Annotated in this window: 27 protein-coding genes; 15 read left to right on the top strand and 12 right to left on the bottom strand. The window is 53.5% G+C overall.

The features are described 5' to 3' along the window. Nucleotides 1–14: 14 nt before the first annotated feature. Together M0646_RS05910 and accD are read right to left on the bottom strand one after the other, a co-directional pair. On the bottom strand, nt 15–1874 hold the full coding sequence (locus M0646_RS05910) for a serine/threonine phosphatase (protein ID WP_286627014.1): 1860 nt from the start codon (nt 1872–1874) through the stop codon (nt 15–17). A 119-nt stretch (nt 1875–1993) separates the two neighbouring features. Continuing rightward, nucleotides 1994–2917, bottom strand: coding sequence for an acetyl-CoA carboxylase, carboxyltransferase subunit beta (accD, locus tag M0646_RS05915; RefSeq protein WP_149819033.1), 924 nt, complete (start codon nt 2915–2917; stop codon nt 1994–1996). 235 nt (nt 2918–3152) lie between these two features. On the opposite strand from accD, the gene rseP reads away from it, so the two are divergent. The 5 genes from rseP to M0646_RS05940 all read left to right on the top strand — a co-directional run bounded on the left by rseP (nt 3153) and on the right by M0646_RS05940 (nt 7686). Continuing rightward, nucleotides 3153–4259 carry an RIP metalloprotease RseP gene (gene rseP / locus M0646_RS05920; RefSeq protein WP_286627016.1) on the top strand — a complete coding sequence of 369 codons (1107 nt, stop codon included), beginning with the start codon at nt 3153–3155 and terminating at the stop codon, nt 4257–4259. 8 nt (nt 4260–4267) lie between these two features. Continuing rightward, entirely contained in the window at nt 4268–4936 is a 669-nt protein-coding gene (gene nth / locus M0646_RS05925; RefSeq protein ID WP_149819035.1) for an endonuclease III, read from the top strand. Between the two features lie 10 nt (nt 4937–4946). After that, entirely contained in the window at nt 4947–5576 is a 630-nt protein-coding gene (locus tag M0646_RS05930; RefSeq protein ID WP_286649959.1) for a Uma2 family endonuclease, read from the top strand. After that, nucleotides 5573–6331 (top strand): hydroxyacylglutathione hydrolase, encoded by a 759-nt coding sequence (gene gloB, locus M0646_RS05935; RefSeq protein ID WP_286649994.1) that lies wholly within the window; start codon nt 5573–5575, stop codon nt 6329–6331. Before M0646_RS05930 ends, gloB begins: the two co-directional genes overlap by 4 nt. 62 nt (nt 6332–6393) lie before the next feature. Further along, the gene (locus M0646_RS05940) at nt 6394–7686 is read left to right on the top strand and encodes a hypothetical protein (RefSeq protein ID WP_286649960.1); all 1293 of its coding nucleotides are present in this window, start codon (nt 6394–6396) and stop codon (nt 7684–7686) included. On the opposite strand, the gene M0646_RS05945 is transcribed toward M0646_RS05940, so the two are convergent. From M0646_RS05945 to M0646_RS05960, 4 genes are read right to left on the bottom strand one after another with little or no spacing between them, the layout of a single operon-like run. Further along, the gene (locus M0646_RS05945; RefSeq protein WP_286649961.1) at nt 7683–9251 is read right to left on the bottom strand and encodes a serine protease; all 1569 of its coding nucleotides are present in this window, start codon (nt 9249–9251) and stop codon (nt 7683–7685) included. The two genes, M0646_RS05940 and M0646_RS05945, sit on opposite strands and share 4 nt — an antisense overlap. A 53-nt stretch (nt 9252–9304) precedes the next feature. Beyond that, nucleotides 9305–10186: a 3'(2'),5'-bisphosphate nucleotidase CysQ gene (locus M0646_RS05950; RefSeq protein WP_286649962.1), complete on the bottom strand. Its 882-nt coding sequence runs from the start codon at nt 10184–10186 to the stop codon at nt 9305–9307. After that, nucleotides 10183–10716, bottom strand: coding sequence for a GIY-YIG nuclease family protein (locus M0646_RS05955; RefSeq protein WP_286627024.1), 534 nt, complete (start codon nt 10714–10716; stop codon nt 10183–10185). The genes M0646_RS05950 and M0646_RS05955 overlap by 4 nt, the downstream gene beginning before the upstream one ends. Continuing rightward, on the bottom strand, nt 10713–12149 hold the full coding sequence (locus M0646_RS05960; RefSeq protein ID WP_286627026.1) for a cache domain-containing protein: 1437 nt from the start codon (nt 12147–12149) through the stop codon (nt 10713–10715). Before M0646_RS05960 ends, M0646_RS05955 begins: the two co-directional genes overlap by 4 nt. Before the next feature lie 78 nt (nt 12150–12227). On the opposite strand from M0646_RS05960, the gene rodA reads away from it, so the two are divergent. The 4 genes from rodA (at nt 12228) to M0646_RS05980 (ending at nt 14814) form a co-directional block, all read left to right on the top strand. Then, nucleotides 12228–13502, top strand: a complete 1275-nt coding sequence (gene rodA, locus M0646_RS05965; protein ID WP_286627028.1) for a rod shape-determining protein RodA — start codon at nt 12228–12230, stop codon at nt 13500–13502. 54 nt (nt 13503–13556) lie between these two features. Further along, nucleotides 13557–13724 carry a DUF3285 domain-containing protein gene (locus tag M0646_RS05970; RefSeq protein WP_149819048.1) on the top strand — a complete coding sequence of 56 codons (168 nt, stop codon included), beginning with the start codon at nt 13557–13559 and terminating at the stop codon, nt 13722–13724. A gap of 20 nt (nt 13725–13744) precedes the next feature. Continuing rightward, nucleotides 13745–14233 carry an rRNA maturation RNase YbeY gene (gene ybeY, locus M0646_RS05975; protein ID WP_286627029.1) on the top strand — a complete coding sequence of 163 codons (489 nt, stop codon included), beginning with the start codon at nt 13745–13747 and terminating at the stop codon, nt 14231–14233. Nucleotides 14234–14361: 128 nt separating this feature from the next. Then, nucleotides 14362–14814, top strand: coding sequence for a diacylglycerol kinase family protein (locus M0646_RS05980; RefSeq protein WP_286649963.1), 453 nt, complete (start codon nt 14362–14364; stop codon nt 14812–14814). A gap of 23 nt (nt 14815–14837) precedes the next feature. Here M0646_RS05980 and ychF read toward each other — a convergent pair whose 3' ends face one another. From ychF to M0646_RS06005, 5 genes are all read right to left on the bottom strand, one after another. Further along, entirely contained in the window at nt 14838–15929 is a 1092-nt protein-coding gene (gene ychF, locus M0646_RS05985) for a redox-regulated ATPase YchF (protein WP_286627033.1), read from the bottom strand. A gap of 235 nt (nt 15930–16164) precedes the next feature. Beyond that, nucleotides 16165–17580 carry a type I glutamate--ammonia ligase gene (gene glnA / locus M0646_RS05990; RefSeq protein WP_286627034.1) on the bottom strand — a complete coding sequence of 472 codons (1416 nt, stop codon included), beginning with the start codon at nt 17578–17580 and terminating at the stop codon, nt 16165–16167. A 109-nt stretch (nt 17581–17689) separates the two neighbouring features. Next, on the bottom strand, nt 17690–18187 hold the full coding sequence (locus M0646_RS05995) for a DUF2085 domain-containing protein (protein WP_149819059.1): 498 nt from the start codon (nt 18185–18187) through the stop codon (nt 17690–17692). Between the two features lie 168 nt (nt 18188–18355). Further along, the gene (locus M0646_RS06000; protein ID WP_149819061.1) at nt 18356–19714 is read right to left on the bottom strand and encodes a glycosyltransferase family 1 protein; all 1359 of its coding nucleotides are present in this window, start codon (nt 19712–19714) and stop codon (nt 18356–18358) included. A gap of 59 nt (nt 19715–19773) precedes the next feature. Further along, the gene (locus M0646_RS06005; RefSeq protein WP_286627037.1) at nt 19774–20850 is read right to left on the bottom strand and encodes a glycosyltransferase family 4 protein; all 1077 of its coding nucleotides are present in this window, start codon (nt 20848–20850) and stop codon (nt 19774–19776) included. A 343-nt stretch (nt 20851–21193) separates the two neighbouring features. On the opposite strand from M0646_RS06005, the gene M0646_RS06010 reads away from it, so the two are divergent. Genes M0646_RS06010 through M0646_RS06035 form a run of 6 tightly spaced genes read left to right on the top strand, consistent with a single transcriptional unit; the run spans nt 21194 to nt 24327 of the window. Further along, on the top strand, nt 21194–22063 hold the full coding sequence (locus M0646_RS06010; RefSeq protein ID WP_149819065.1) for a branched-chain amino acid ABC transporter permease: 870 nt from the start codon (nt 21194–21196) through the stop codon (nt 22061–22063). Continuing rightward, nucleotides 22047–22592, top strand: a complete 546-nt coding sequence (rfaE2, locus tag M0646_RS06015; protein WP_286627039.1) for a D-glycero-beta-D-manno-heptose 1-phosphate adenylyltransferase — start codon at nt 22047–22049, stop codon at nt 22590–22592. The genes M0646_RS06010 and rfaE2 overlap by 17 nt, the downstream gene beginning before the upstream one ends. Then, nucleotides 22568–23275, top strand: coding sequence for a GUN4 domain-containing protein (locus M0646_RS06020; protein ID WP_286627040.1), 708 nt, complete (start codon nt 22568–22570; stop codon nt 23273–23275). The genes rfaE2 and M0646_RS06020 overlap by 25 nt, the downstream gene beginning before the upstream one ends. 33 nt (nt 23276–23308) lie before the next feature. After that, nucleotides 23309–23704, top strand: a complete 396-nt coding sequence (locus M0646_RS06025) for a Spy/CpxP family protein refolding chaperone (protein ID WP_286627041.1) — start codon at nt 23309–23311, stop codon at nt 23702–23704. Between the two features lie 4 nt (nt 23705–23708). Next, nucleotides 23709–23867: a hypothetical protein gene (locus M0646_RS06030; RefSeq protein ID WP_190278260.1), complete on the top strand. Its 159-nt coding sequence runs from the start codon at nt 23709–23711 to the stop codon at nt 23865–23867. Nucleotides 23868–23883: 16 nt separating this feature from the next. Then, a complete protein-coding gene (locus M0646_RS06035; protein ID WP_286627042.1) occupies nt 23884–24327 on the top strand; it encodes a hypothetical protein in 444 nt (147 codons plus the stop codon). Here M0646_RS06035 and M0646_RS06040 read toward each other — a convergent pair. Continuing rightward, nucleotides 24319–24648, bottom strand: a complete 330-nt coding sequence (locus M0646_RS06040; protein WP_286627044.1) for a carbon dioxide-concentrating mechanism protein CcmK — start codon at nt 24646–24648, stop codon at nt 24319–24321. The two genes, M0646_RS06035 and M0646_RS06040, sit on opposite strands and share 9 nt — an antisense overlap. Nucleotides 24649–24691 lie beyond the last annotated feature (43 nt).

Below are 24691 nucleotides of genomic sequence, written 5' to 3' on the forward strand. Positions count from 1 at the left end.
GGTGCGGGTACTGTCTAAAATAGGGCATTAAGAACAGAGCGCAATTTGAAGCGGAGGGCGATCGCCGTCAAGTTATCGTGGCCATTGACTTGATTCCCCATATCAATCAATTTATGGAGCGACTGACTGAGGGGGATACTAAAGTCGAGCATCGGGACTAAGTGGCTAATGATATGGGTTTCAAGGCAGCGATTATCGGACAGACCATCGGAGCAAAGTAAAACCAGGGTATCTTCTTCGATGTCTAGGTCGATGACTTCTGGGTAGATGGCCTCATTGTTGCGAGGGCCGAGGGCTTGGGTGAGTTGGTAGGCATCGGGGCGGCCATAGGCAATCTCCGGCTCGACCCCCTGTTGGATAAGACGTTGACCGACTTCGTGATCAATGGTGAGTTGTTGCAGTCCTTGACGTTTGGTAAAGCGGTAAATGCGACTATCACCGACATGGCCAAGGCGTAGGTGGTAGTTATGCACTAGAGCCATGACCAGCGTTGTCCCCATGCGGCCACTGCCGGTTTTCCCTTTTTGATCATTAGTGGCAAAAATGACTTCATTGGCACGGTAAATGGCCTTGCGAACCTCTTCAGCGCTAGGGAGTTCTCCCTGCCACGGCCATGTCTGTTCAAAGTATTCGTGAATAGTTTTAGTGGCAAGGGAACTGGCAATTTCACCTTCTGCATGCCCCCCCATGCCGTCACAGAGCACGTAAAGTCCCTGAACATCCAACTGCTGCCCTTGGGGGGTGAGACGCACTTGCTGCCGATGATCAATCAGGTAAAAATCCTCGTTGTGGTGGCGATCGCGCCCGGTGTCTGTCTGGGCAGCAACATCCACTTGAACCAGTTGCCGCGGTAAGAGGGCAGTGGGTGCATCCTCAATAGCGGTATGATCCTCTTCTGGTGATTCTGATGAGAGGGTGATGTCTGGCAGTTCATTAATCAAGTCACCCGTACTTTCACCTGTCTCCTCCTCAAAGTCTGGCAGAGGTTCATTGCGCAGGGTGGAGGCGAGAGAGTCGAGCAACATCTGAATTTCTGAGATTTTCTCCAGAGGAGCCGTGCTCAAGGAGACCAAGAGCGGCATAAAAACGGCTTGACGACGACTAGAGGCATGGCGAAATAACTCTTCCCAAACAGTAACGAGGCTGGGGGGTGGCGTGGGTCGCTCAAAGGTTTTCACTAAGGGCAAGGTGAAGTCCAGTTGATGCAGCCGCAATTGATCGTCAGGGTTGACGGCTAAATTCCTAACTGTGAGCAAGGAATAATGGCAGTGCCACGGTTCTAGAGTCTTCCACAGCTCAATCATGTCCTCTAGGTACTGAAAAATTTGCCCATCGGAAATGTTGTCGTCTTGCCAGACATCTTGCAGAGGGCGCGCTGTGTGATTGTAGTCGAGAATAATGCCGTGGCAGTAGTTGGCCGGTAAGTTGCTTGTGGAAACGGTATCTAGCCACGCATCGTGAATGGCTGGAATGGTTTCGGGATAGACAAGGTGCAAGGCAAGGTAGGCGATCGCCACCGCACTGAGGTCAGGGTATTGAGCTTGCAAATGGGGAATGACCACACTGGGGTCGAGAATGTTTAACCCCTGTGCCCAATCCTGAGCCGTTTCGCGGAGGGCTTCTAAGAGCGTCGGTTCCTCAGGCTGTAGGTCCTGTACCAGTTGGGGCAAATCACAGGCGTAACGGTGATCCCAGCGTTGGTAGCGGTGCTGTGGGTCAAAAAAAGCGGCGGCATTGGGAGGATTGGTGTCCTGCTCAAACACAGTTCCCTCAGAGTTACGGTTGGGGACAGCCAAAATGGGGTGATCGGTATAGGCAGGATAGAGAACGCCCCACCAAAGTTTGAGGTTTTGATCAGTTTGAGCGGTAGGCATTAGAGCAGATGAGCCAGCAAAGACAGCACAGTGACGACCACCCCTTGCGGTGTGGGAGCGGTATCCCCTATTGTATAGCGATCGCCCTAGGACAACCCTTGATCTGGGGGTTGCTGCTGTTATTCCTCAGCCATTGCCATCACAGGAAATGATTTGGGCAGCAGGGTCGAGGAAACATGACGCGTCACCGGTTGATGTAAACGAATTAACTGTGCCAAAGTTGACTTCAGGTGAGTCCGCGGCACAATCACATCCACAAAGCCGCATTTCTGGACAAATTCGGCGGTTTGGAAGTCATCGGGGAGTTTTTCCCGCAGCGTTTGCTCAATAACCCGCCGCCCCGCAAAGGCGATCGTTGCTTTTGGCTCGGCAATAATAATATCCCCTAACATGGCAAAGCTAGCCGTCACGCCCCCAGCAGTGGGATGGGTCAAGACGGGGATATAAAGCAGACCTGCACTGCGATGCCGTTCGAGGGCAGCAGCCGTTTTCGCCATTTGCACCAAGCTGAGCATCCCTTCTTGCATGCGGGCACCGCCAGAGGCACAGACAATCACAAGGGGAATCTGCTCCCAAGTGGCCCGTTCAATCAGGCGGGTGATTTTCTCGCCGACCACGCTGCCCATGCTACCGCCCATGAAGGCAAAGTCCATCACCCCTAAGGCAACCGGCAGCCCCTCCAGTTGGCCGAGGCCGGTTTGTACGGCATCCTTGAGACCGGTTTTCTCTTGATACTCCCGCAGGCGATCGCTATAGGGCTTGCGATCCTTAAATTGCAAGGGGTCACAACTGACCAAATTTTCATCGAGGGGGCGCCATGTGTGGGGGTCAATCAGTTGTTGGATACGCTCACTACTGCTGACGCGATGGTGATGGCCGCACTCTGGGCACACCAGTTGATGGCTATGCAGATCTTTGCTGTAGATCATGATGCCACAGGCTTCGCACTTTGTCCAAAGACCATCAGCGATCTCCCGCTCTGGCTGCATGGGGGTCAAGGCGGTTTCTTTACGGCGATTTGCAAACCAATCAAATAAAGACATTGTAGAAAATTCCCTTTAACGTTGAGGTCTCAAATAGCACGTTTGTATGGGTCTCTCTCAGGAGCGTCCACTAAGAATAATTACTTATCATGCCACTTTGTTGCATTTTTGCAATATATCGCACAAGTTTGAAAAATTATGCAAGGGGCTGTGGCGAGATCACCGATCCAAGGGGAAGTTCGGTGTCACAATAAAAGGGAGTTAACAATTCGCAGCGTAGCACTGGGTTGAATCTATGTCCATGGTTGCAGTCGTGGTGGCGATCGCCATCTTGGGAATCTTGATTTTTGTCCATGAGTGGGGGCACTTTATCGCTGCCCGCAGCCAAGGCATTCATGTCAACCGCTTTTCTATTGGGTTTGGCCCGATCCTCTGGAAGTTTCAAGGCAAGGATACGGAGTACGCCCTGCGCCTGATTCCCCTAGGGGGCTATGTGGGATTCCCAGACGATGACCCCAATAGCAGCGTTCCCGCCAACGATCCCAATCTCCTGAGCAACCGGCCGATTTTGGATCGCGCCATTGTCATCAGCGCGGGGGTGATTGCCAACTTGGTCTTTGCCTATTTGCTACTGCTGGTGCAAGTGGGCGTCATGGGCATTAGTCAGGCCACCTACTATGAGGGTGTCCTCATTCCCGCCCTTGTCCCCGAAAGTAGTCTTGTGGCCACCAGAGCGGGCATTCAGCCGGGGGACTTGGTTTTAGCCGTGGATGGCCAACCCTTGGGTGCCGATGCCAATAGCTTACCAAACCTGATGCGAGCCATTCAGCAGCATCCGCAGCAACCCCTGACACTGACGATTCAACGTCAAGGGCACATCCAAGAGATTACCGTCACGCCAGAGGTGAGTGAGGATGGTCAAGCCCGGATTGGCGTTCAATTAGCCCCCCATGCCGACATTTACCGCGAACACACCTTAAACCCGATTAAATTAGTCACGGCGGCAGCAGCGGAGTTTCAGCGGGTGGTTGTGCTGACCCTAGAGGGGTTTCGCGAACTTTTCCAGCATTTTGATCAAGCGGCTCAACAGGTCTCAGGACCGGTGGCGATCGTAGCGATGGGCGCGGATATTGCCCGCTCCAATGCTGAACAGCTCTTTACCTTTACCGCCTTGATCAGTATTAACCTTGCAATTATCAATATTCTGCCCTTTCCAGCCCTTGACGGCGGTCAACTGCTCTTTTTACTGGTGGAAGCGCTGCGGGGTCGCCCCTTACCCAATCGCATTCAAGAGGGCGTCATGCAAACGGGGCTGGTGTTGCTCCTTGGACTGGGGATGTTCCTCATCGTGCGGGACACCGTGAACCTCACGGGCTTGGGCTGGGTGCAGCAACTCTTTTAAGGGCTTCTATGGCGATTACCCGTCGTCTTGCGGCCAAGCAACAACGGGCCTTGGAAATTCTCACCCGCCTCAAGCGCCTCTATCCGGATGCCACCTGTAGCCTCAACTTTGCCAATCCGCTGCAACTGCTGGTAGCCACGATTCTCTCTGCCCAATGCACGGATGAGCGGGTGAATCAAGTCACCCCGGCACTGTTTGCTCGCTATCGTGATGCCGAGGACTTTGCCATGGCTGATTTGGCTGAGCTAGAACAGTACATCAAGTCCACTGGTTTTTATCGCAATAAAGCCCGCCATATTCAAGGCGCCTGCCGCCGCATTGTCGAAGTCTATGGGGGTCAAGTGCCCAAGGTGATGGAAGATTTGCTTTCACTGCCGGGGGTGGCGCGGAAAACTGCCAATGTGGTTCTTGCCCATGGCTACGGCATTTTGGGGGGAGTGACGGTGGATACCCATGTCAAGCGGCTGAGTCGGCGGTTGGGGCTGACCCAAGAAACGGATCCCGTGAAAATTGAGCGGGACTTAATGCGCCTGATTCCCCAGCCCGATTGGGAAAACTGGTCAATTCGCTTGATTTACCATGGGCGGGCGGTTTGCCAAGCGCGCCAACCCCAGTGCGAAGGCTGTGAACTCATTGATTTGTGTGCCACAGGCAGGAAGCTGATACCAAAGTCATAGGGGATTTGCCATGAAAACCCTAACCACAACTACGGGCGAACAGCGTGTCACCCTCCACGGCCTCACTTGGCAGCAGTACCAAGAGATTCTTAATGCTCTGCCGCAAACCCGTGCTGCCCACTTGATATTTGATTGCGGAATCCTTGAAATTACGATGCCCCTTGAAGAGCATGAGTTTGCCAGTGAGCTAATGGGTCTATTTTTGCGCATTCTGGTGGTGGAAACAGGACTGCGGCTGCGATCGCTGCGCTCAACAGCCCTGTGGCGACCGGATCTGAAGCGAGGAGCAGAACCAGATAATGCCTATTACATCTACCATCAACCACAGGTGGCTGGCCGCAGCATTGATCTGATCATTGATCCACCGCCTGATTTAGTGATTGAGGTGGACATGACCCATACCGATATCGATAAAAACCAGCTGTATGCGGCCTTGGGGGTACCGGAGCTATGGCGGTACAATGGTCGGGAATGGCAAATTTTCCAGTTGTGGGACGGATGCTATCAAGGGTGCGATCGCTCCCCTTTATTTCCATGGGTGCCCAAGGAATGCCTTTATCGCTTCTTGGCAGAGGCCAAAATGGATGAGGTAGAGGCAGAGAAAAATTGGCGACGCTGGGTACGGGAACAACGGCCATGATGATTTATCGCCTCAATGCCCTTACAGATAACTACATTTTTTTGCTCCATGATCCGCAAACGGGGACAGCGGCAGTGGTGGATCCGGCAGAGCCAGAACCTGTTCTTGCCAAATTAGCGGAATTGAGAGCAACACTGACGGCGATCTTCAATACCCACCACCACTGGGATCATGTGGGTGCCAATCGTGCCCTGCGATCGCGCTTCCCCAATATCGAAGTCTATGGCAGCCGCGAAGATCAAGGCCGCATTCCAGAGCAAACGGTTTTTCTTAGTGCCGGCGATCGCGTGCCCTTTGGCGAACATGCTTTTGAGGTGTTGTTTGTTCCCGGCCATACCCGCGGTCACATTGCCTACTATGGGCCAGCAACGGGCGATCTGTTTTGCGGTGATACCCTCTTTGGCGGTGGCTGTGGTCGTCTTTTTGAGGGGACACCGGCACAGATGTTGGAGTCTTTGAATCGACTGCGGCAATTGCCGGAGCAAACGCGGGTCTGGTGTGCCCACGAATATACCCAAAAGAACCTCAGCTTTGCCCTGACAGTGGATGCCAATAATCCTGCCCTGCAAGAGCGCTATGCTCAAGTCTGTCGCGATCGCGCCCAAGGAAAAAGCACGATTCCCAGTACGATTGGCGTTGAAAAGGCAACGAATCCTTTTTTACGCTGTGAAGTCAGCACCATTCAAGCAGCAGTGGGGGCAACCACCCCCCTCCAGACCTTTACACGGTTGCGGGGTAAACGGGATCAATACTAGGTGCCTATTGAGCACATCAGAACGGTAATCTAGTTTTATATTCCTCTACCCCCAAAGCTGCGATGGCAGTTTCCTATCAGAGTCGCTTCTTGAGCTTTTGGCAACAGCAATGGCACCGTTGGCGGCAACACTGGCAACGCCAACTATGGCAAATTGAAAGCAGCCTCAGTGGCACGCTGCAGGTGATTGGCGCCATTCTGGCACAGGTTTGGCAGCGGGGACTCCCCCAACTCATGGGCAGCGTCTCTCGAATGCGTCAACGCCTCCTAGCGCAACCCACAGCGGCACCCCCTGCCGATGAAGCGTTGTTAAGTGTGATGTCTGCCCTCTCCCTGACGAAAGGGGAGGATGACTCTTGGGTGGTGGCGATCGCCCCCATTGCCCGCCCACTGACTTGGTGGCAGCGCTGGTTTCAACCCCCGTCCAAGACGTTACCACCACAGGATGCACCTTTGGCACAGCGGCAACCCTTTTACCTTGCCTGCGATCGCGCCGCAAAATCCCTATTGCTTGTGGATGAGGCTGCCCGTCCCTTGAAAATCTTCACCGCCACAGAACAGCAGCAAATTGAGCAACACATTGCCTATGCCTTGGCAGCGTACTATCAGCACGTTCGGCAGTGGTATCGGCGACGGCATCACTGGCTCTGGGGTTGGCAGCAGCGATCGCTCAAAGCAGGCTCTAACCCACCGTCCTGTTTGGTGGGCAATTTTCTAGGGCAACTTCAGTTAACAGGTGCTAGTGAAGGGGATTTAGTCCTACCCACGGTGTCTCCCCTAACCGCTGCCCTCCGCTGGTTGCGATCGCGCCTTCCCTTCGGCCGCAAAAATACGCTGTCCCAAGTGCGGGTACAGGGGATTGCGACTCTCCTAGAAACCCAGCAGATGGTGCTCATTGGCACGGATAACACCATTCTTTACACCCTCAGCCCCACCCAACAGGCGCAAGTTCTGGCTTGGATTGAACGCCATCTCAATCCCTTCAAGCTGCCCTTCCCAAACTGGCTGAGTCAACTCTCCTATTGGCTAGGGGGATTCCAACCCCCAGTGGTGGCAGCCGTAAATTCACCGCTATTGGCGGCTACGGATCCTTTGCCAGTCTTTTCTCCCGTGGAGACCCTTCTTAGCCTAGGCAGTCGCTCTGATTCCCTAGCCCATTCGCCACCCTCAGAAACTGCGGCCACCAGTGTCCCTCCAAATCCAGAGCAGTTAATTCTTGATGTGGATGCTGCCCTGATTGGCTATGAACTCCACTGGTTTGAACGGCTGCTGCTGTGGTGCGATCGCCTGTTTCTCTGGATTGAAGAACACCTGATTCGTTTGGGTCGTTGGCTCTTGCAGCAGTGGCAACGCTAGCGGTTCTCAATCTGACGAATTGCGTCCATCATTTCGTTGTAGGACTGCATATTCCCCTGTTGGCGATAGAGTTCAGCGGCTTGGCGCAGATCCGGTAGGCTCGCTTTGGAGTTCTGTTCAAGGAGATACGTTACACCCCGCACCGCAAAGGGGATGGGATCTTTGGGGGTGAGTTGCGTCAAGGCCGTCCAACTGGGGCGACTGAGGGCATAATCTCCCATGAGAAAAGCCGCAATTCCCCGCAGCAAATGATAGTCGGTGCTCTTGGGATTGGCGGCAATGAGACGATCAAACACGGGGATACTGCGGCGAAAATCGCCACTGAGAAACAGCGCCAAGGATTGAATCATCTGTAGATCGCTGTTGTTGGGACTGAGGGCAAGGGCGCGATCGCTATCCGCAACGGCAGTACCAAAGTTGCCGAGGAGCAAATTCAAAAAGCTACGGATGCCATAGGCTTCGGTGTACTGGGGATTGAGGGCGATCGCCTTGGCAATGTCCTGCTGAATCGTGCTGGGGCGTTCAGCCATATTGCGGACAAACGTATCCAGCATCGGGGTGGGCGGGTTGGGGGGAAAGGCATCCTTGAGAATAGGGTTACCTTGGGTCAGACGACTCAGGTACTTGGTTCCCAGTTCTTCACCGAGCTGATTAAAGTCTTGGTGAGGCACAAGGGCAAACATTTGCGCTACGGCGCGTCCCAGATAGGCTTCACTGTAGTTGGGATTGAGGGCGATCGCCTGGGTATAGTTGTCAATGGCGGCGGCAAAATTCTTGCGTTGGAAGTGCTCCTCAGCGGCGAGGAAATAGTCCGCTGCTTTCAGGGGGGTCGGGGCAGGCAGAGCCGTGGTTTCCCGCGACGGTGTGGCCAAACTCAAGTAGGTATTGATGGGAATGCCGAGATTAAAGCCGCGTTTCACAAAGACAGTACTGGAGCCACTGCCCTCCTGCACAAGGGTAGAAGCAATATCGGCACTGCCATGAACCCCAATTAAACGGCCATTTTCATCGAGGACAGGGCCGCCACTCATCCCCGGCAAGGTGGGATTGCTATAGACCAAGGCATAGCCATCTTGAATCGGACGCGAGGCATTGGCCGTCAACCGCCCCTCGGTAAATTGATAAATGCCCCCCAGAACCGAGGCCTCCTGAGCAGGAAAACCAGCCACAAAAACGGGCATGCCCTCCACTGCCTCTACGGAGTTTCCCAGTGTGGCAAGGGTGTAATCGCGGTTGCTTTCAATTTCCAGCGTGGCCAGATCAACGCCGGGCAAGCGACGAATGGAATTGGGTCGCATGGCATAGCGCTGACCATCAACCGTTTTCACCGTGTACTGGCCGGCCTTTTCAACCACATGGTAGGCGGTGAGGATAACGTAGGTACTGCCCTTGCGCTGCAGTAGGATACCTGAGCCGTGGCTGTTGGCACCTTCAATGAGCACGGTGATATTTTTGGCAATGCGGGCAACTTCTGTAACGCTCACCCCTTGAGCCGGAAAAGGCTGAGCAATATGGACGGTGGCGATCGCCATTCCTACCAATGACCAACTGTGCCAGCGCCCCATCGGGATGCCTCCAAGCAGACTCTAGCCCCACGATAGCCTATTTCTCAGGGATTCTAGGTAGAGCCAAGGGACAGTTGAACGGCGGTAATCGCCTCCACCAAGGGCGATCGCAAGGCAGCGATATACTCTGGCCAGCCAATGAGAATTGGTTGCTGATGGGCAAGGGTCTGTCCCTGTAACCCCGTAGCATCAAAGCGCAAGGGATTTCCCTGCAAGTCGGTGCACACCAAACCTGCTGCCGTTGCTAAAGCCAAGGGGGCGGTGGTGTCCCAGAGCTTCACCCGCTGATTTAAGTAGAGGTAGAGTCCCGCCCGTCCCAAAATCACTTCAATCACCTTGAGACCAAAACTGCCCAGAAAGCGAAATTCCACTTGGGGCAACACCCGATGAATTGCATCGCCGTAGGTGCGGTAGTCGCGATAGCCAATCATGATCGGGCAATGGTCTTCATTAGGAGAGGGCGGGCAAACGGGTAAGAGGGGGACAGGGGGGCCACCACTGCTCATCTGAAAGAGTCCCCAATCTTTACCGCCATAGTAGAGGTGATCCAGATTGGGAGCATAGATCCAACCCGCCACTGGACTGTAGTGCGCCAGCAGGCCCACCATGAGGGCGTAACCTTGGCGATGGTGAATCAGATCATCCGTGCCATCGAGGGGATCAATCAGCCAGTAGCGATTTTTCGGTTCTTGAAAGATCGCTTGGGAGTCAGCATTTTCTTCGCTGATGATGCCATCCTCAGGAAACCAAGCGCGAAATTTCTGACTTAGCAGCCGATCCAAGAAGCGATCAATACTGGTGGCAAAGTCTTGGCGTCCCTTTTCAATGACCTCAAAGGGTTGCTGTGCCAGTTGCCGTGCCCGCTGCCCCGCTTGGCGCAGAAGTTGATTGATTTGCCAGATTTGGCTAGAGGTCAGGGGGGGAGAAGTCATCATTTGAGGTCCAGCCGTCCACTTTCCTTCAGTTTGGCGTTAAAGACCAGCGGCTCCTGTAGCGATCGCTGCTTTAGCTGTTCTAGAATTGCTGCTTCAACCCGCCGCGCCACCTGTTTTAGCAGTTTCGGTTGCGTCAATGGATCGGCACTTGCCCATGCAGTGCGTTCGGCCTCGGTCATTTGCTCCCTGACATCAATGGCATTTTCCCACTGGGGGCGATCGCGATCGTTGCCGAGGGGGACGGTTCCCAATTCCGCTAGCCACTGTTGTTTTACAGCTTCTAGCCACGGGCGATCGGGACGTTCGATGGCGATCGCCTTATAGCCACGACACTGCTGCGGACAACGCACAAGGTGTTGCAGCAAACTCAGTCGCATATCCCGCGAATAGCCAATATACTGTACGCTGCCAGTGGCATCAAAAATGGCATAGAGACCGATCGCCCCCTTAAGATCCGGTGCTACCCGACCTGAACCATCAATGTAGGGATGGAAGGGCAATTCAGCCAAAGTCGGCGCAGGAAAGCTCATGTTGGCAGGGGTGGCTCATCTTTGCGTGCTTCACCCTCAGTATGCCCTATCTGTGGATGTGTGGCAGGAGTGGGAGATTTGGTATGGGCCCTTTGGCGCAATTGTTGTGCCCGTTGGCGCAGTTCTTGAAAGTAGTCGGTGCTGGTAATTTCGGCAACGGATTTCTTTCGCTTTTCTTGGTCAATTTCGATTTTTAGTTCACTCAGTTCCTCCTCCAGTTGATCTTGGCGCTGCTCTACCGCCTGTGCCATGTCCAAAAAGACTTGGGCAAGTTCTGCCATATCATCACTCCCTTGAGCATAGTGCCTGAGAACTCTGGGATTAAACTCGTTAAACTGGTCATGCTTGAGGGCGTGGGCAGCACTGACAAGGGCACGAATCGGCTTAGTAATCGAACGAGCCACAATCAGGGAAATGAGAATGACCCCAACACCAACAAAGAAAAGACTGAGGAAACCTTGGGTCGCCAACCGCTCTAAGGGCGCTAGAAACTCGCTCAACCGTACACTGACCACAACAACGCCCTGATGACGGGTCAGGGGCGCATAGGCATAGATATAATCGGCATCGCCTCCGGAAGAACGACTGGCGAGGAGAGCACCGACCTCTTTTGATTTGGCCTTGAGAAAGACATTGCGCAAGGTGTAGCTGCGATCTGCCACTGTGGGAATGGGTTGAGGTGATGTCAAGAGAAAATATTGGTCGCGAATCTCGGGGGGGAGTGGTTCAATGCTATGCAAATTCAGGTAAGGATTTGTGGTGCTCAGAATCAGACCGTGATCATCAATGAGAAAAGATTCACCGTGAATATCGGGCACTAGGTAGGTCACGATGTCTTTGACTGCGGTCGCTTGTAGAGGTAGTAGAACTGCTCCCAATCGTTCATTATTGCTATCAATAATCGTTTGGAAGACAACAAACAGGGGTCGCTCAGTGATCGCGCTATTGATTTTGACCCGAGAAATGAAGTAGTCTGCTGTTGCCGACTGCTGCCAGAGGGGGGTGTTCTTGTAGTCTAGCCCCAGACGGGTACGCCGTGTCCCTGCGATCGCTTGGCCCTCACGGTTGAGGAGAATCACCTGATAATAGGCTGGGTTCAGGTTCTTGACATCTTCGAGGAAGTTATTCATCGTCGCTTGCTCGATGGCACTATGGCTCCCACGCCTCAGGAAATACCGTACGTCACTGTCATTGGCTACCAAGAGAGCATCATTGAGGGCATCCTGAAACAGCTGATCAAGGGAACGGGCTTTGCTGATCGCCAGCAGTTGCAGGGCATCAATTTCCCAACGCTTCATCATTTCAGCGCTTTCAGTTTGGTTGTAGAGCACCACCATCCCCATCGGTAATAGGGAAATCAGCAGCATCACCAGCAGCAGCCGCCCCGAAATTGACCACAAAAGCCTTGACCAACCCTGTCGCCACCGAAGCATGGATCCACTCAAGCTAGAATGGGAATCTTGATCAAACCACCACTGTTCCAGCCTAGTGCGAACGAAGGATATTGGGCGATGTTTTGGACAACTCGGCTATGGCAACGCCGCTGGTCTGCTTGGCTCCACCCTTGGCGGGGGATGGATTGGCTCCTTTTAATTGCCGTATGGCTGATTACGCTGTTGGGGGCAGTGGCCATTCACAGTGCCGAGCTGCACATTGGCGAAAAGGATGGCTTCCAACATCTGGCGATCGCGGGCGTGGGGACGATTTTGCTTTTCCTACTGGCACGGGTGCCGACATCGGTCTTTATCTCAGTCCATTGGTGGGTCTATGGTATCAGTTGTGCCCTTCTACTGGCTGTGAGCTTATTTGGTGTGGAAGCTAACGGTGCCCAAAGTTGGCTGCCCATTGCGGGCTTTAACCTCCAGCCTTCAGAATTTGCCAAAATCTCGATCATCCTCACCCAAGCTGCCCTTCTCCAGCGGGTGCCTGCCAATGGCCTCAGGGGTATTCTACGGGTGTTTGCGGCAACGGTCTTGCCCCTAGGGTTGATTTTATCCGAACCTGATTTGGGGACCTCCCTTGTCTTTGGCGCCATCACCTTGGGCATGCTCTATTGGGCCAATGCCCGTTTGGGCTGGATTGTGCTGATGCTCTCTCCTTTGGTGGCGGCCATTCTCTTTGCCCTACCGCTGCCCTATGCACTCAATCTGGTGCTGTGGTTCCTGTGGACATTAGGGATGGGGGTTGTGGCATGGCAAAACCTGCCCTTGGGGTGGATTGGGGCGATCGGCGGCATTGTTCTGAACCTTTCAGGGGCAGGACTGGGTCAATTGCTGTGGAGTGTTCTCAAGGACTACCAAAAAGACCGCCTCTTAATGTTTTTAGATCCCGATAAGGATCCCTTGGGGGCGGGCTATCACCTGATCCAATCCCGCATTGCCATTGGTGCGGGTGGACTGTGGGGGCGAGGGCTGTTTCACGGCACGCAGACACAATTGGGGTTTATCCCTGAGCAGCACACGGACTTTATTTTCTCCGCCATCGGTGAGGAATTAGGCTTTTTGGGGGGGCTGCTGGTTTTAGGACTGTTTTGGTTGATTGGCCTGCGGCTATTGCAAATTGCCAATAGCGCCCGCAATGATTTTGGCTCGCTCCTAGCCATTGGTCTCTTTGCAATGCTGATGTTCCAAGCGGTGGTCAATATCGGCATGACCATGAACCTATTTCCTGTGACGGGTATTCCCTTGCCCTTCCTCAGCTATGGCCGTTCTGCCCTTTTGGCAACCTATATTGGTTTGGGGCTAGTGCAATCGGTGGCCAATCATTGCCCGCGATCGCGCTACTGAAGTCAAGCACCCTTTGTTAAAATTCATGAAGATTGCCCATAGCAGTGAAATCCCATGAGCGAGTCCCCAGAACCCACGCCCTCCCCTGTCGAGCAGCCCAGTTATGTCAAATTGGCCATGCGGAACATGGTACGCAAGGGGGGCAAATCTCTGACCCATTTTGCCCTCACCAGTATCGGTCTGTTGGCGTTGTTGGTGGGCTTGTCCTACCTCACCCGCTAGTGAGAACACAGCAAAAACAAATGACGGTTACCGTCTATCTAGAACTTCACGATCCTTCCCTGAGCAATGAGGTGGCAGAACTTCCTTGGCAAGTGTGGTTTCGCACGTGGATTGCCATGGTTGAACCAAACCAAGGTAAGGCCTATGAGGTAACACTGCGTTTAACGACGGATGCTGAAATTCAGGTGCTTAATTATCAGTATCGCGATCGCGACACCCCTACGGATGTACTCGCCTTTGCCACCCGTGACTACGGGCTTCCTCTGCCCCCTGCAGAACCAGAGTACCTAGGGGACATTATTATTTCTGGCGACACCGCCCGAAAGCAAGCCAGAGAAGGGGGGTATTCTCTATCCATAGAAGTGACTTGGCTGGCTTGCCATGGCCTCCTCCATCTTTTGGGCTGGGATCATCCCGATGAGACGCAATTGGCGCGCATGCTTGCCCAGCAGGCTGAGTGTCTTAGGGCAGTGGGTCTTGCCCCTCCCTATTCTCCCGATGATCCATAGGAACGAAATCCCAAAGGATGTGCTTAAATGGAAGGCGTTAACAGCCAAATTTTTTGAAAAACTTTTTAAGGTGTATGGAATCCAGCGTCAACACTTAAAGACCAATGTTTGGTGTGATGGGTAACGTTATGACACAAAAAGTTCTTGCCACCTACGCTGAGAAAACATCAGGGATAACCATACTGCGACAGCGCTCCTACCGTGTGGCGCCCTCTTTACTGAATAGTTTCCGTTATGCATGGGCGGGAGTGGTCTATGCCTTTCAAACTCAGCGCAATTTTCGGATTCACACCGCAGTTGGTCTTAGCGCGATCGCCCTCAGTGGTTTGCTAAAACTTCCCCCCGTTGAGGTGGCAGTGATTTTGCTCACGATTGGTGTTGTCATGGGGCTAGAGCTGCTGAATACGGCTCTTGAAGCGGTGGTGGATCTCACCGTTGGTAAGCAATATCATGATCTCGCTCGCATTGCCAAGGATTGTGCCGCTGGTGCGGTTCTGCTCAGCGCGATCGCAGCGGTGGGGGTGGCGATGGCCATAATTGTGCCCCCCTTGGTTTACCCCATTGTCGGAACGTTGCTATAAACTTGTCATCCAATCAGGAGGGGCTAAACATTAAAGCGGAAGAGCATCACATCCCCCTCCTGCACAACATAATCTTTACCTTCACTGCGGACTAGGCCTTTTTCCTTAGCCACCGTCATGGACTGACAGGCCACTAGGTCTGCGTAGCTCACCGTCTCAGCGCGAATAAAACCCCGCTCAAAGTCACTGTGAATAACGCCTGCGGCTTGGGGGGCTTTGGCACCCGCTGGAATCGTCCAGGCTCGAGTTTCCTTAGGCCCTGTAGTAAAAAAGGTTTGCAGACCCAGCAACTTGTAGGTTGAGCGAATCAGCGATCGCAAGCCCCCTTCAGTGACCCCCAAGCTAGCAAGATATTCAGCGCGATCGCCCTCGGGCAAATCCACAAGTTCAGCCTCCACCTGAGCAGAGACAATCACCACCTCCGCCCCCTCCTGCTGGGCAATCTCCTGAACCGCCGCTGTCCATTCATTGCCAGTGGCCAAATCCTGCTCAGCCACATTAGCGGCATAGATCACGGGCTTACGGGTGAGCAATCCCAGAAAGCGAATGGCGGCTTCTTCGTCCTCCGTCAGTTGACACAGACGAGCAGGCTGTCCCTCATTGAGCACGCCAAGGAGCTTTTCAAGAGCCGTGAGTTCAATCTGTGCCTCTTTTTGCGATCGCGCTGCCTTACGGGTACGTTCAATCCGTTTTTCAATTTGCGCTAAATCCGCAAGGGCAAGTTCTAAGTTAATGACCGCAATATCCTCGACAGGATTGACGCGACCTGCCACGTGGACAATATCCTCATCTTCAAAGCAGCGCACCACGTGCACAATGGCATCCACCTCGCGAATATTGGCCAAGAACTGGTTGCCCAATCCTTCCCCTTTGCTGGCTCCCTTCACCAAACCCGCAATATCCACAAACTCTACCCGTGTCGGCACGATCTGCGCTGATTGGGAAATTTTTGCCAATACATCCAGCCGTTCATCGGGGACGGCCACCACACCGACATTGGGTTCAATCGTACAAAACGGAAAATTGGCCGCCTCGGCCTTGGCATTGGCCACAAGGGCATTAAACAGCGTTGATTTGCCCACATTCGGTAGGCCGACAATTCCCGCGCGTAACATCAGACCCTACAACCTCATTCTCAAGGGAAGACATTTCCCAGCCATTGCACCCAAAAATGGGAAGGTTAATTTTCAATAACACTCCAACTTATCAGAAATTCCAGCCCTAGGCAACTACGGGCACACTCAAAACCGCTGTCAGAGAAGAATCGGCAGCAAAAATAAAAGAGGCAACCCTTGATGAGTGCCTCTAAGTGCTATATCCCTAAATGCAAGGCTCTAGGGATTCACTGCCCTAGGCATCAAAGTAGAGGGTGAATTCATAGGGGTGAGGACGCAGGGACATGGGAATCACTTCTGTGTCCAGCTTGTACTGAATCCAGTTGAGGATAAAGTCTTCGCTAAAGACACCGCCCGCTGTGAGGAAGCTATGATCCTTTTGCAGGTTTTCCAGAGCCGCCATCAGTGAACCGGGGGTGGAGGGAATTTTGGCCAGTTCTTCGGGGCTGAGGTCATAGATATCAACATCCAAGGGGCTACCCGGATCAATTTGATTCTTGATGCCATCAATGCCCGCACACAGCATCGCCGCAAAGGCAAGGTAGGGGTTACTGGTGGCATCGGGGCAACGAAACTCTAGGCGCTTCGCTTTGGGATTGGCACCAGTGAGAGGAATCCGCACAGAGGCAGAGCGGTTGCCTTGGGAATAGGCAAGGTTCACGGGGGCTTCAAAGCCGGGAACCAGTCGTTTGTAGGAGTTCGTTGTCGGGTTGGTAAAGGCCAACAGCGCTGGGGCGTGTTTGAGAAGACCCCCAATATACCAAAGTGCAATTTGGCTCAAATTGGCGTAGCCCTCACCCCAAAACAGCGGTTGACCATCTTTCCAAATCGACTGGTGAGTGTGCATCCCCGAACCGTTGTCGTTGAAGACGGGCTTGGGCATAAAGGTTGCCACTTTACCGTGCTTGCGGGCAACGTTCTTGACGCAGTACTTATAGGTCATCAGCCAGTCGGCAGCTTGAATGAGAGTGCCAAAGCGGAAACCCAACTCGCACTGACCTCCTGTGGCCACTTCGTGGTGATGTTTTTCAATGGGTACACCGCACTTGGCCATCGTCAAGAGCATTTCTGTGCGCAGGTCTTGCAGCGTATCTGTGGGCGCAACGGGGAAGTAGCCCTCTTTGCCACGGATTTTGTAGCCGAGGTTGCCCCCTTCTTCTTCACGGCCAGTGTTCCAAAGACCTTCAATACTATCAACGTAGTAGTAGCCAGACTTTTGGTTTTGGTCGTAGCGAACGTCATCGAAAACAAAGAACTCGGCTTCGGGGCCAAAGTAGGCCGTATCGCCAATGCCGGTGGCTTTTAGGTACTCAATGGCACGGGTGGCAATGGAGCGCGGGCAGCGATCGTAGAGTTCTCCGGTGCGTGGATCTTTGATGGTGCAAATCATGCTCAGGGTGGGTTCTTTCATGAAGGGGTCTTCCCACGCCGTATCCGGATCCGGCACCATCACCATGTCGGATTCGTTGATCGCTTTCCAACCGCGAATACTGGAGCCGTCGAAGGGCACACCCTCGGTAAATGAACTTTCGTCAATTTGGCTCTTGTGAACCGTCAGGTGTTGCCACGTGCCGGGCATGTCAATAAATTTCAAGTCGATTAGCTCGTACTTGCTGTTGATCAAATTCAAGATTTCTTGGGGCGTTGCCATGTATAGGTTACTCCTTCTGTATTGGGCGCACCGCAGCGACAATCTATGGTAGAAAGTTGCCCCAGTTAATTTTTGTATCGGAGGCTACCAAAATTTCGGTGTTTGCTCCCTAGCGGGAGGTAGCAAGGCGCTGTTTGGGATATAACAGGGGCATGATCAGTAATCCCAAGCCCAGTCCCGCGATCGCCCCAAAGGGAAAGACAATCCAATTGGAATAGCCCCAGACGCCATAGTGTTGCAGTGCCCACTCAAGGGGATAAAACAGCATTAACAACACCGCCACTAAAAAGCCCCCCAGACCATACTGCGGCAGCCAGTACCACTCGCGGGCAGTGGTGGAACGCTCAATCCACCAACGGGTGAGGAGAACCCCCAGAAGGGTGCCATAGCAGCGCATACACACCGCCATTTTCCAAGGGGGAGCGAGCATCAAGCCCATTTCTGGCTGCGGACATACATGATTGCCCATCGTGTAGATAATGTGGGCAATTTTAGGCAAGAAAAGAAAATGACTAGCGGCCAAGAAAGGCGCAAACAAAGGACCTAGAATCAGTGCCGCCAGAATGACATCAGGCCATAGGGGAAAAAGCGATCGCCACCGCACCATTGGATGTTAGAAATGATACAAAATGATAAACAACCCCCTAGAATTTAACAAATTGTTCACAGCAAGGGCAATCAGTGATTGGGCAGAGCGGCGAGATAGAGATGATCCCTCCACACAGGAATGCTGCTTAATCTTGTCCTCAACCACTCTGCTACGTCATTAAGAAGCTTAGGAGGCTAAGGCCGCCTTGGTCACAGTTGTCAGTGAGGCTGTGTTCTTAACCGTCTCTAAGCGCGGTGAATTCCCCATGAGGGAGGCAGCAAAGAGTTGCCGGTACAGTTGCCCCATCTGGAGGGCGATCGCTTCCCAGTTGAAGAGGGCTTGCACCCGCTCGCGGCCATTTTCCCCAAGGGTACGCGCCCAAGCTGGATTAGCCAAGATACGCTGAATGGCCTTGGCCAAGGCGGTGGCATCCTGAGGCGGCACCAGTAGCCCTGTTTCCTCGGGAATCACCGTGAATTGCAGGCCCCCAACCGCAGAGGCAATCACCGGCGTGCCACAGGCCATCGCTTCAATGGCCACCAAGCCAAAGGGTTCATAGTAGCTGGGCACAACGCAGACATTGGCAGCACTGTAGTAAACCGCCAAGCGCTCATGGTCAATTTGCCCGACAAAGGTCACGCGATCGCCCAAGTTGTACTCCTGCACTAATCCTTCAATGCGCCGCCGTTCGGCACCATCACTGCGCTGCGGATCACTCCCCCCCACAAGCAGTAACCGCCCTTGGGGCACTTGAGCCATCGCTGCCACCAGCGTTTCAATCCCTTTGCGGCGATCAAAGCGACCCACATAGAGCACAATCGGCTCATCGGCAGGCAAATTCAGTTGGGCACGGGCATCGGCCACGGGGTAAAAGAGATGCAAATTCGTGCCACAGGGAATCAGACGTGTTTGCCCTGCCTTGGAGACCCAACGCCGTAGGTAGGCTTCCTCTTGGGGGCTAGTCACAATCACACAGTCGGCATTTTCAAGGATGGCTTTTTCCACCATGAGGCGGGTTTCATCCCGTTGGGCTTGCTCGGAAGCCACTTGATATTTGACAACCCCCAAGGAATGGTAGGTGTGCAGCCATTGGAAATTCAACTCCTGACGCAACTGCCAACCCACCCAGCCAGAGAGCCAGTAATTGGTGTGGATCAGGGGATAGCCATATTTGGCATGGTAAGCCTTGAAGGCTTCGACAAACTTCGGCAAGGTCTCAAAGAGTTTCTCACGCGGAATATAGGTCAGAGGGCCTGCCTCGAGGCGAATGGTGCGACAGTGGGGGCTATGTTCAATGACATCGGGGTCATCGGGATGGATTTTGCGGGTAAACATATCCACGTGCCACCCGGCTGCCGCGAGGGCTTCCCCCAATTGCCGTACATAGATATTTTGGCCGCCAGCGGATTCATGGCCGACATCAGCGGCGGGATCCCCATGCACAGAAATCAAGGCAATGGGTTGACGGGCAGGCACCTGCGGTTGGGGCATGGCAAACGCCCGAGGAAGTGTATTTTTTGCTGTACGGGTTGATAATGCTTGCATAAATACACCTTTTGAATAACGGTCAAAGAAACACTTTTGCACAGGGTTCAGGGATACACCTAACTGGCCAGCAGTTCAATCGTCCCCCTACGATGTCCATTATGGACAAAGGTGTCGGCGAGAACGGTATCATAGACTGCTTCATACTCGCTCACCATCCGTTCAACACTGAACCGCTGCCAAACATAGTCTCGACAGGCCATGCGATCCAGTTGCGGCACTTGGGCAACAGCCGCCACACATTCGTCAACGGAGTGACACAGAAAACCGGTTTTGCCGTGCTCAATCACTTCAGGCGCTGCCCCCTTGGCGATCGCTACCACTGGCGTACCGGCTGCCATGGACTCAATCATCACTAGGCCAAAGGGTTCCTGCCACGTAATCGGAAAGAGCATGGCGATCGCTCCACCTAGGAGAGCATTCTTGGTTGGATGATCTGCTTCGCCGATAAATTGGATCAATTCACCATCAATGTGGGGTTCAATCAATTCCTTGAAGTAGTCGCGATCGACCCGATCCACTTTGCCGGCCATCCGCAGGGGGATGCCCACTCGCTTAGCAATTTCAATGGCATGGTGAGGGCCTTTTTCCGGGGAGAGCCGTCCCAAGAAGGCCAAATAGGGTGGATCGCTGGGCTGGGAATAGAAGTGATGGGTTTCCACGGCAATGGCGTTATAGACCGTGGCAATGTAGTTCAAATCCCGTAGTTGCCGCTGGGAATAGGAAATACTGACATAGTTTTGGTTGCGATATTGGCTGAAAATGCGCTCATTATCCGTCGTAAAGCGACCATGGAGCGTGTGAACAACGGGTGTTTTCACCAGACTGGCGTAGGGTAAAGCCGTATAGCCCACATGGGAATGGATGACATCAAATTCATTGGCACGACTAAAGACTTCTCCCAGTTGCAGAGCTTCATAGACGGCATATTCCTGCACATTGGGATCGAGGCGAATGGCGTGGGGATAGGTAGAAACCAATTTGGCTTGGGTAATGGAATCGCCACTGGCAAACAGCGTGACCTCGTGCCCTCGCTTGACTAACTCTTCTGTGAGCAGACTCACCACCAACTCCACACCCCCGTAGGCTGGCGGCGGTACCCGTTCCCACAGGGGAGCGATTTGAGCAATGCGCATACAAGCCTCCTCGAACAATACGGTTGGTCACCGCTGCCTTGATGCTAATCGCGCGATTGACTCAGCAGCATGGCTGCCTCAACGGTACGCAATCTCACTGAAAAAGACCAAGGGGGTAAATCCCTACCTGAAACTTCGGGAATCCGTACTATTATTTGTTATTGTCGCTACATTTTGGCAGTATAAATCAAGATATAATCTTGGGTTTGGCTTGAAGCTTTCGAGATAGAACTCACTTTTTCCAGTGAGAGAAAAGGCTCTCGTCTAAACACCCCACTGATCGCTATTCTATGAGCAGGTGCTGCCCCTTTCACGTTTTCTCAAATTTTAGTCGCAATCGTTCATGGATATTCAACTGATTCAACTCTTTGTTAACGGATTGGCGGTGGGCAGTATTATTGCCCTCGCAGCAGTGGGTTTGACGCTCACATTTGGGATTTTGCGCCTGCCCAATTTTGCCCACGGCGACTTTATGACGGCGGGAGCCTACCTAACGCTGGTGGCTAATGCAACAGGACTGGATATTTGGCTCTCAATGGCGATCGGTGGCTTGGGAACGGCAGGGTTGATGCTCCTGAGTGAGAAGCTCCTGTGGCAGCCGATGCGCGATCGCCGCGCAACCTCAACAACTCTGATTATTATTTCCATTGGTCTTTCATTTCTGCTGCGCAATGCCGTGATTCTCATCTGGGGCAGTGAAAACCAAACCTATCGGCTGCCAGTGATGCCTGCCCTTGATTTTTGGGGCGTGAAAATTATTTACTCGAAGGTGATTGTCATGATTTTGGCGGTGGTGGCGATCGCCACTGTGCATTTGATCCTGCAACGCACCAAGGTGGGCAAAGCTATGCGAGCCGTAGCCGATGATCTCGACTTGGCGCGGGTTTCGGGGATTGATGTCGAGTGGGTGGTGCTGTGTACTTGGCTCTTGGCGGGGGTGCTCACGGGGGTGGCCGGGGGTCTCTATGGCCTGATTACCGCTGTGCGGCCAACGATGGGCTGGTTTTTGATCTTGCCCCTGTTTGCCAGTGTAATTCTCGGTGGCATTGGCAATCCCTATGGGGCGATCGCTGGCGCCCTGATTATTGGCGTGGCTCAGGAGATGAGTACCCTGATGATTCCTTCTGAATACAAGCTGGCCGTTGCCCTAGTGATCATGATGGCGGTGCTTTTAGTACGTCCCCAAGGGCTATTTCGTGGCACGCTCAGTTAGTGTTCTTAGGAGAAGTCCCCTGAACCTTTACACCCTTGAAGCCCTTGTGGCTACCATCAATGTTGCGCCCCAAGACTGGCGCCCTTTGGTGTTTACCAATGGCTGTTTTGACCTGATCCATGCGGGTCATGTCCGCTATCTGGCAGCAGCCCGTGCCCTAGGCAAACGCTTGGTGGTGGGCTTGAATAGCGATCGCTCCGTGGCAACTCTAAAGCCAAAACGGCCAATTATTCCCGAACAGCAGCGGGCAGAGGTGCTTGCTAGTTTACGATCAGTAGATGCGGTGGTGCTATTTAGCGATCGCACTGCCACGAGCCTGATCGAGGTTCTCCAACCGGAGATCTACGTCAAGGGGGGCGATTACCAACTGGAGACCCTACCGGAAGCGGCGGCTGTGCAGCGCTATGGTGGTCGCATTGAACTCATTCAAGTAGAGGTTCCCAGTTCGACAACGGCGATCGTCCAACGCATTTTAGAGTTGCATGGGGAGGAGTCACCGGGCGCATGGTCACCACAGAACCAGCCTTAGCCGATTTACGGGAGCAGTTGTACAACGGCAACGAAAAATCCCAACTGGCCGCCATGAGCACCCTGAGTACGGCAGGCAGTGAAGGCTATCACCTCTTGCAGGAATTCCTCAAAGACAGTGCCACCTTTTCCCCCCCACCCGCCCCTTGGATCCGCGGTCAGGCCTATCGTCTCCTATTCCACAGCCCAGAAGCCTCTGTGCAAGCCTTTTTGCAACAACACTATCCCCAAGGGGTGATCCCGCTGCGCTCCGATCGCGGGGTGGACTATCAGGAACTGGCTGAACTCCTGGTGGCCGAAAAATTTGAAGCCGCCGATCGCCTAACCAGCCAAAAGCTCTGTGAACTGGCGGGTCCTTTGGCACAAAAACGCCGCTGGCTCTACTTTACGGAGGTGGAGCAATTCCCGATTGTGGATTTACAAACCATTGATCAATTGTGGCTCGCCTTTTCCTTGGGTCGCTTTGGCTATTCGGTGCAACGGCAACTGTGGCTAGGCTGCGGTCAAAACTGGGATCGGCTGTGGGAGAAAATTGGCTGGCGGCAGGGCAAGCGGTGGCCGCGCTATCCGAATGAATTTATCTGGGACTTGAGTGCCCCGCGCGGACATTTACCCCTGACCAATCAACTGCGGGGCGTACAGGTGATCAACGCCCTGCTCAATCATCCCGCTTGGACAGCCTAGAATGGGGGTAACGACTGTAGTGAGGTGGTAGAGATGAACAGGAAGGTACAGCGATTCATGGTGGCGATCGCCTTGATTATTGGCATCAGTGGCACAGTCATTCCACCCCAAGTCGTGGCTCAAACCAGTGGCGGCCTATTGACCGCTGAGCAAATGAAAAAACTCAATCTCAGTGTTGAGCAAAAACAGGCCGTACTGCGCCTCACCCTGCGCACCAACGATCGCATCCTCAAGATCCTTGATCGCGACCAGCAGCGCATCTTTCGCAATGCCATCAAACAGGGGAAATCTACCGGTGAAGCCATGGACGCCGTTTCGTTGCGCCCTGATCAAAAGACACAACTCTCGAAGGTGATGCAGGATACCCGCGTCGAAATGCTGACAATTCTCACCCCTGAGCAAGTGAAGCAACTGCAAGGATCTCGCTAGCGTTATGAACGTTTTTGTCCTCTGTACCGGTCGCTGCGGTTCGGTCACGTTTGCCAAAGCTTGCACCTTCATCACCAATTTCAGCAGTGCCCATGAGTCGCGGACATTCCTGCTCGGTGAGGCACGTTTGGCCTACCCCGATCGCCACATTGAATTTGGATAATCCCCTTTCTTAGTTTTTGGGACGACTCGATCAAACCTATGGCGATCGCGCCTACTACGTTCACCTGCAGCGGGATGACCTCAGTGTTGCCCGCAGCTACCGCCAGCGCTATGGCATCTGGATGATGAAAGCATACCGCGAGGGCATCTTGCTCAACTTGCCAGCCAATGCTGACCCCTTAGAGGTGTGTTTGGACGATTGCCATACGGTGAATAGCAACATTGAACTCTTTCTGTGGGACAAAACCCACAAAATGACGATTGATTTAGCGGACATTCAAACCGCTTTTCCTCAGTTTTGGGAATGGATTGGTGCTGAAGGGGATCTAGAGGCTGCCCCAGGTTGTTTTCAAACAAAGCATAATGCGGCTCACTTTATTCCAGCTACCGCCATTGATAGCCTAGTACGGTCAGTGCGACGGCTCCTACCTCAGCCGCCCATTCAAAACACCTTAAAGTAGAAAATCCTCGGCTGGCTGCTGCGGGACTACAATCGGTAAAACCTGTTCGAGATTGCCATCGGGACGGGCAATAATCTGATGGGAAATGACCTCATGGCCACTGAGCGATCGCGCTGCTCGAACTGCTGCATTCACGTCCGCCACCGTTCCCCGAATCACCACTGTCCAATAGCCCGCACCAATTCCCTCACAACTGACAAGGGTAACCTGAGCCGCTTTGACCAAGGTATCGGCCACAGCAAGGGCTGCCGGGTACCCCAAGACCTGCACCATGCCCACCGCTTCTGCTGCCATTGCCATTCCCCCTTCCACGTCTCCCATATTTTAGAAAAGGGCTGTGCTTAAGCTAAAGGAAGAGTGACCT

This window comes from Thermosynechococcus sp. B3, from assembly GCF_030323045.1.
GTDB lineage: Bacteria > Cyanobacteriota > Cyanobacteriia > Thermosynechococcales > Thermosynechococcaceae > Thermosynechococcus.

Excerpts from the sequence above, each read along its gene's own strand:
- nth (WP_149819035.1), top strand. The coding sequence starts at position 4,268 with ATGGCGATTACCCGTCGTCTTGCGGCCAAGCAACAACGGGCCTTGGAA.
- M0646_RS06010 (WP_149819065.1), top strand. The coding sequence starts at position 21,194 with ATGGATATTCAACTGATTCAACTCTTTGTTAACGGATTGGCGGTGGGC.
- M0646_RS06005 (WP_286627037.1), bottom strand. The coding sequence starts at position 20,850 with ATGCGCATTGCTCAAATCGCTCCCCTGTGGGAACGGGTACCGCCGCCA.
- M0646_RS05910 (WP_286627014.1), bottom strand. The coding sequence starts at position 1,874 with ATGCCTACCGCTCAAACTGATCAAAACCTCAAACTTTGGTGGGGCGTT.
- M0646_RS05970 (WP_149819048.1), top strand. The coding sequence starts at position 13,557 with ATGAGCGAGTCCCCAGAACCCACGCCCTCCCCTGTCGAGCAGCCCAGT.
- M0646_RS05995 (WP_149819059.1), bottom strand. The coding sequence starts at position 18,187 with ATGGTGCGGTGGCGATCGCTTTTTCCCCTATGGCCTGATGTCATTCTG.
- accD (WP_149819033.1), bottom strand. The coding sequence starts at position 2,917 with ATGTCTTTATTTGATTGGTTTGCAAATCGCCGTAAAGAAACCGCCTTG.
- M0646_RS06000 (WP_149819061.1), bottom strand. The coding sequence starts at position 19,714 with ATGCAAGCATTATCAACCCGTACAGCAAAAAATACACTTCCTCGGGCG.
- M0646_RS05945 (WP_286649961.1), bottom strand. The coding sequence starts at position 9,251 with ATGGGGCGCTGGCACAGTTGGTCATTGGTAGGAATGGCGATCGCCACC.
- M0646_RS05955 (WP_286627024.1), bottom strand. The coding sequence starts at position 10,716 with ATGAGCTTTCCTGCGCCGACTTTGGCTGAATTGCCCTTCCATCCCTAC.
- M0646_RS05950 (WP_286649962.1), bottom strand. The coding sequence starts at position 10,186 with ATGATGACTTCTCCCCCCCTGACCTCTAGCCAAATCTGGCAAATCAAT.
- rseP (WP_286627016.1), top strand. The coding sequence starts at position 3,153 with ATGTCCATGGTTGCAGTCGTGGTGGCGATCGCCATCTTGGGAATCTTG.
- M0646_RS06025 (WP_286627041.1), top strand. The coding sequence starts at position 23,309 with ATGAACAGGAAGGTACAGCGATTCATGGTGGCGATCGCCTTGATTATT.
- M0646_RS05960 (WP_286627026.1), bottom strand. The coding sequence starts at position 12,149 with ATGCTTCGGTGGCGACAGGGTTGGTCAAGGCTTTTGTGGTCAATTTCG.
- M0646_RS06030 (WP_190278260.1), top strand. The coding sequence starts at position 23,709 with ATGAACGTTTTTGTCCTCTGTACCGGTCGCTGCGGTTCGGTCACGTTT.
- ychF (WP_286627033.1), bottom strand. The coding sequence starts at position 15,929 with ATGTTACGCGCGGGAATTGTCGGCCTACCGAATGTGGGCAAATCAACG.
- M0646_RS05980 (WP_286649963.1), top strand. The coding sequence starts at position 14,362 with ATGACACAAAAAGTTCTTGCCACCTACGCTGAGAAAACATCAGGGATA.
- M0646_RS05930 (WP_286649959.1), top strand. The coding sequence starts at position 4,947 with ATGAAAACCCTAACCACAACTACGGGCGAACAGCGTGTCACCCTCCAC.
- M0646_RS06020 (WP_286627040.1), top strand. The coding sequence starts at position 22,568 with ATGGTCACCACAGAACCAGCCTTAGCCGATTTACGGGAGCAGTTGTAC.
- gloB (WP_286649994.1), top strand. The coding sequence starts at position 5,573 with ATGATGATTTATCGCCTCAATGCCCTTACAGATAACTACATTTTTTTG.
- glnA (WP_286627034.1), bottom strand. The coding sequence starts at position 17,580 with ATGGCAACGCCCCAAGAAATCTTGAATTTGATCAACAGCAAGTACGAG.
- M0646_RS05940 (WP_286649960.1), top strand. The coding sequence starts at position 6,394 with ATGGCAGTTTCCTATCAGAGTCGCTTCTTGAGCTTTTGGCAACAGCAA.
- rodA (WP_286627028.1), top strand. The coding sequence starts at position 12,228 with ATGTTTTGGACAACTCGGCTATGGCAACGCCGCTGGTCTGCTTGGCTC.
- ybeY (WP_286627029.1), top strand. The coding sequence starts at position 13,745 with ATGACGGTTACCGTCTATCTAGAACTTCACGATCCTTCCCTGAGCAAT.
- M0646_RS06040 (WP_286627044.1), bottom strand. The coding sequence starts at position 24,648 with ATGGGAGACGTGGAAGGGGGAATGGCAATGGCAGCAGAAGCGGTGGGC.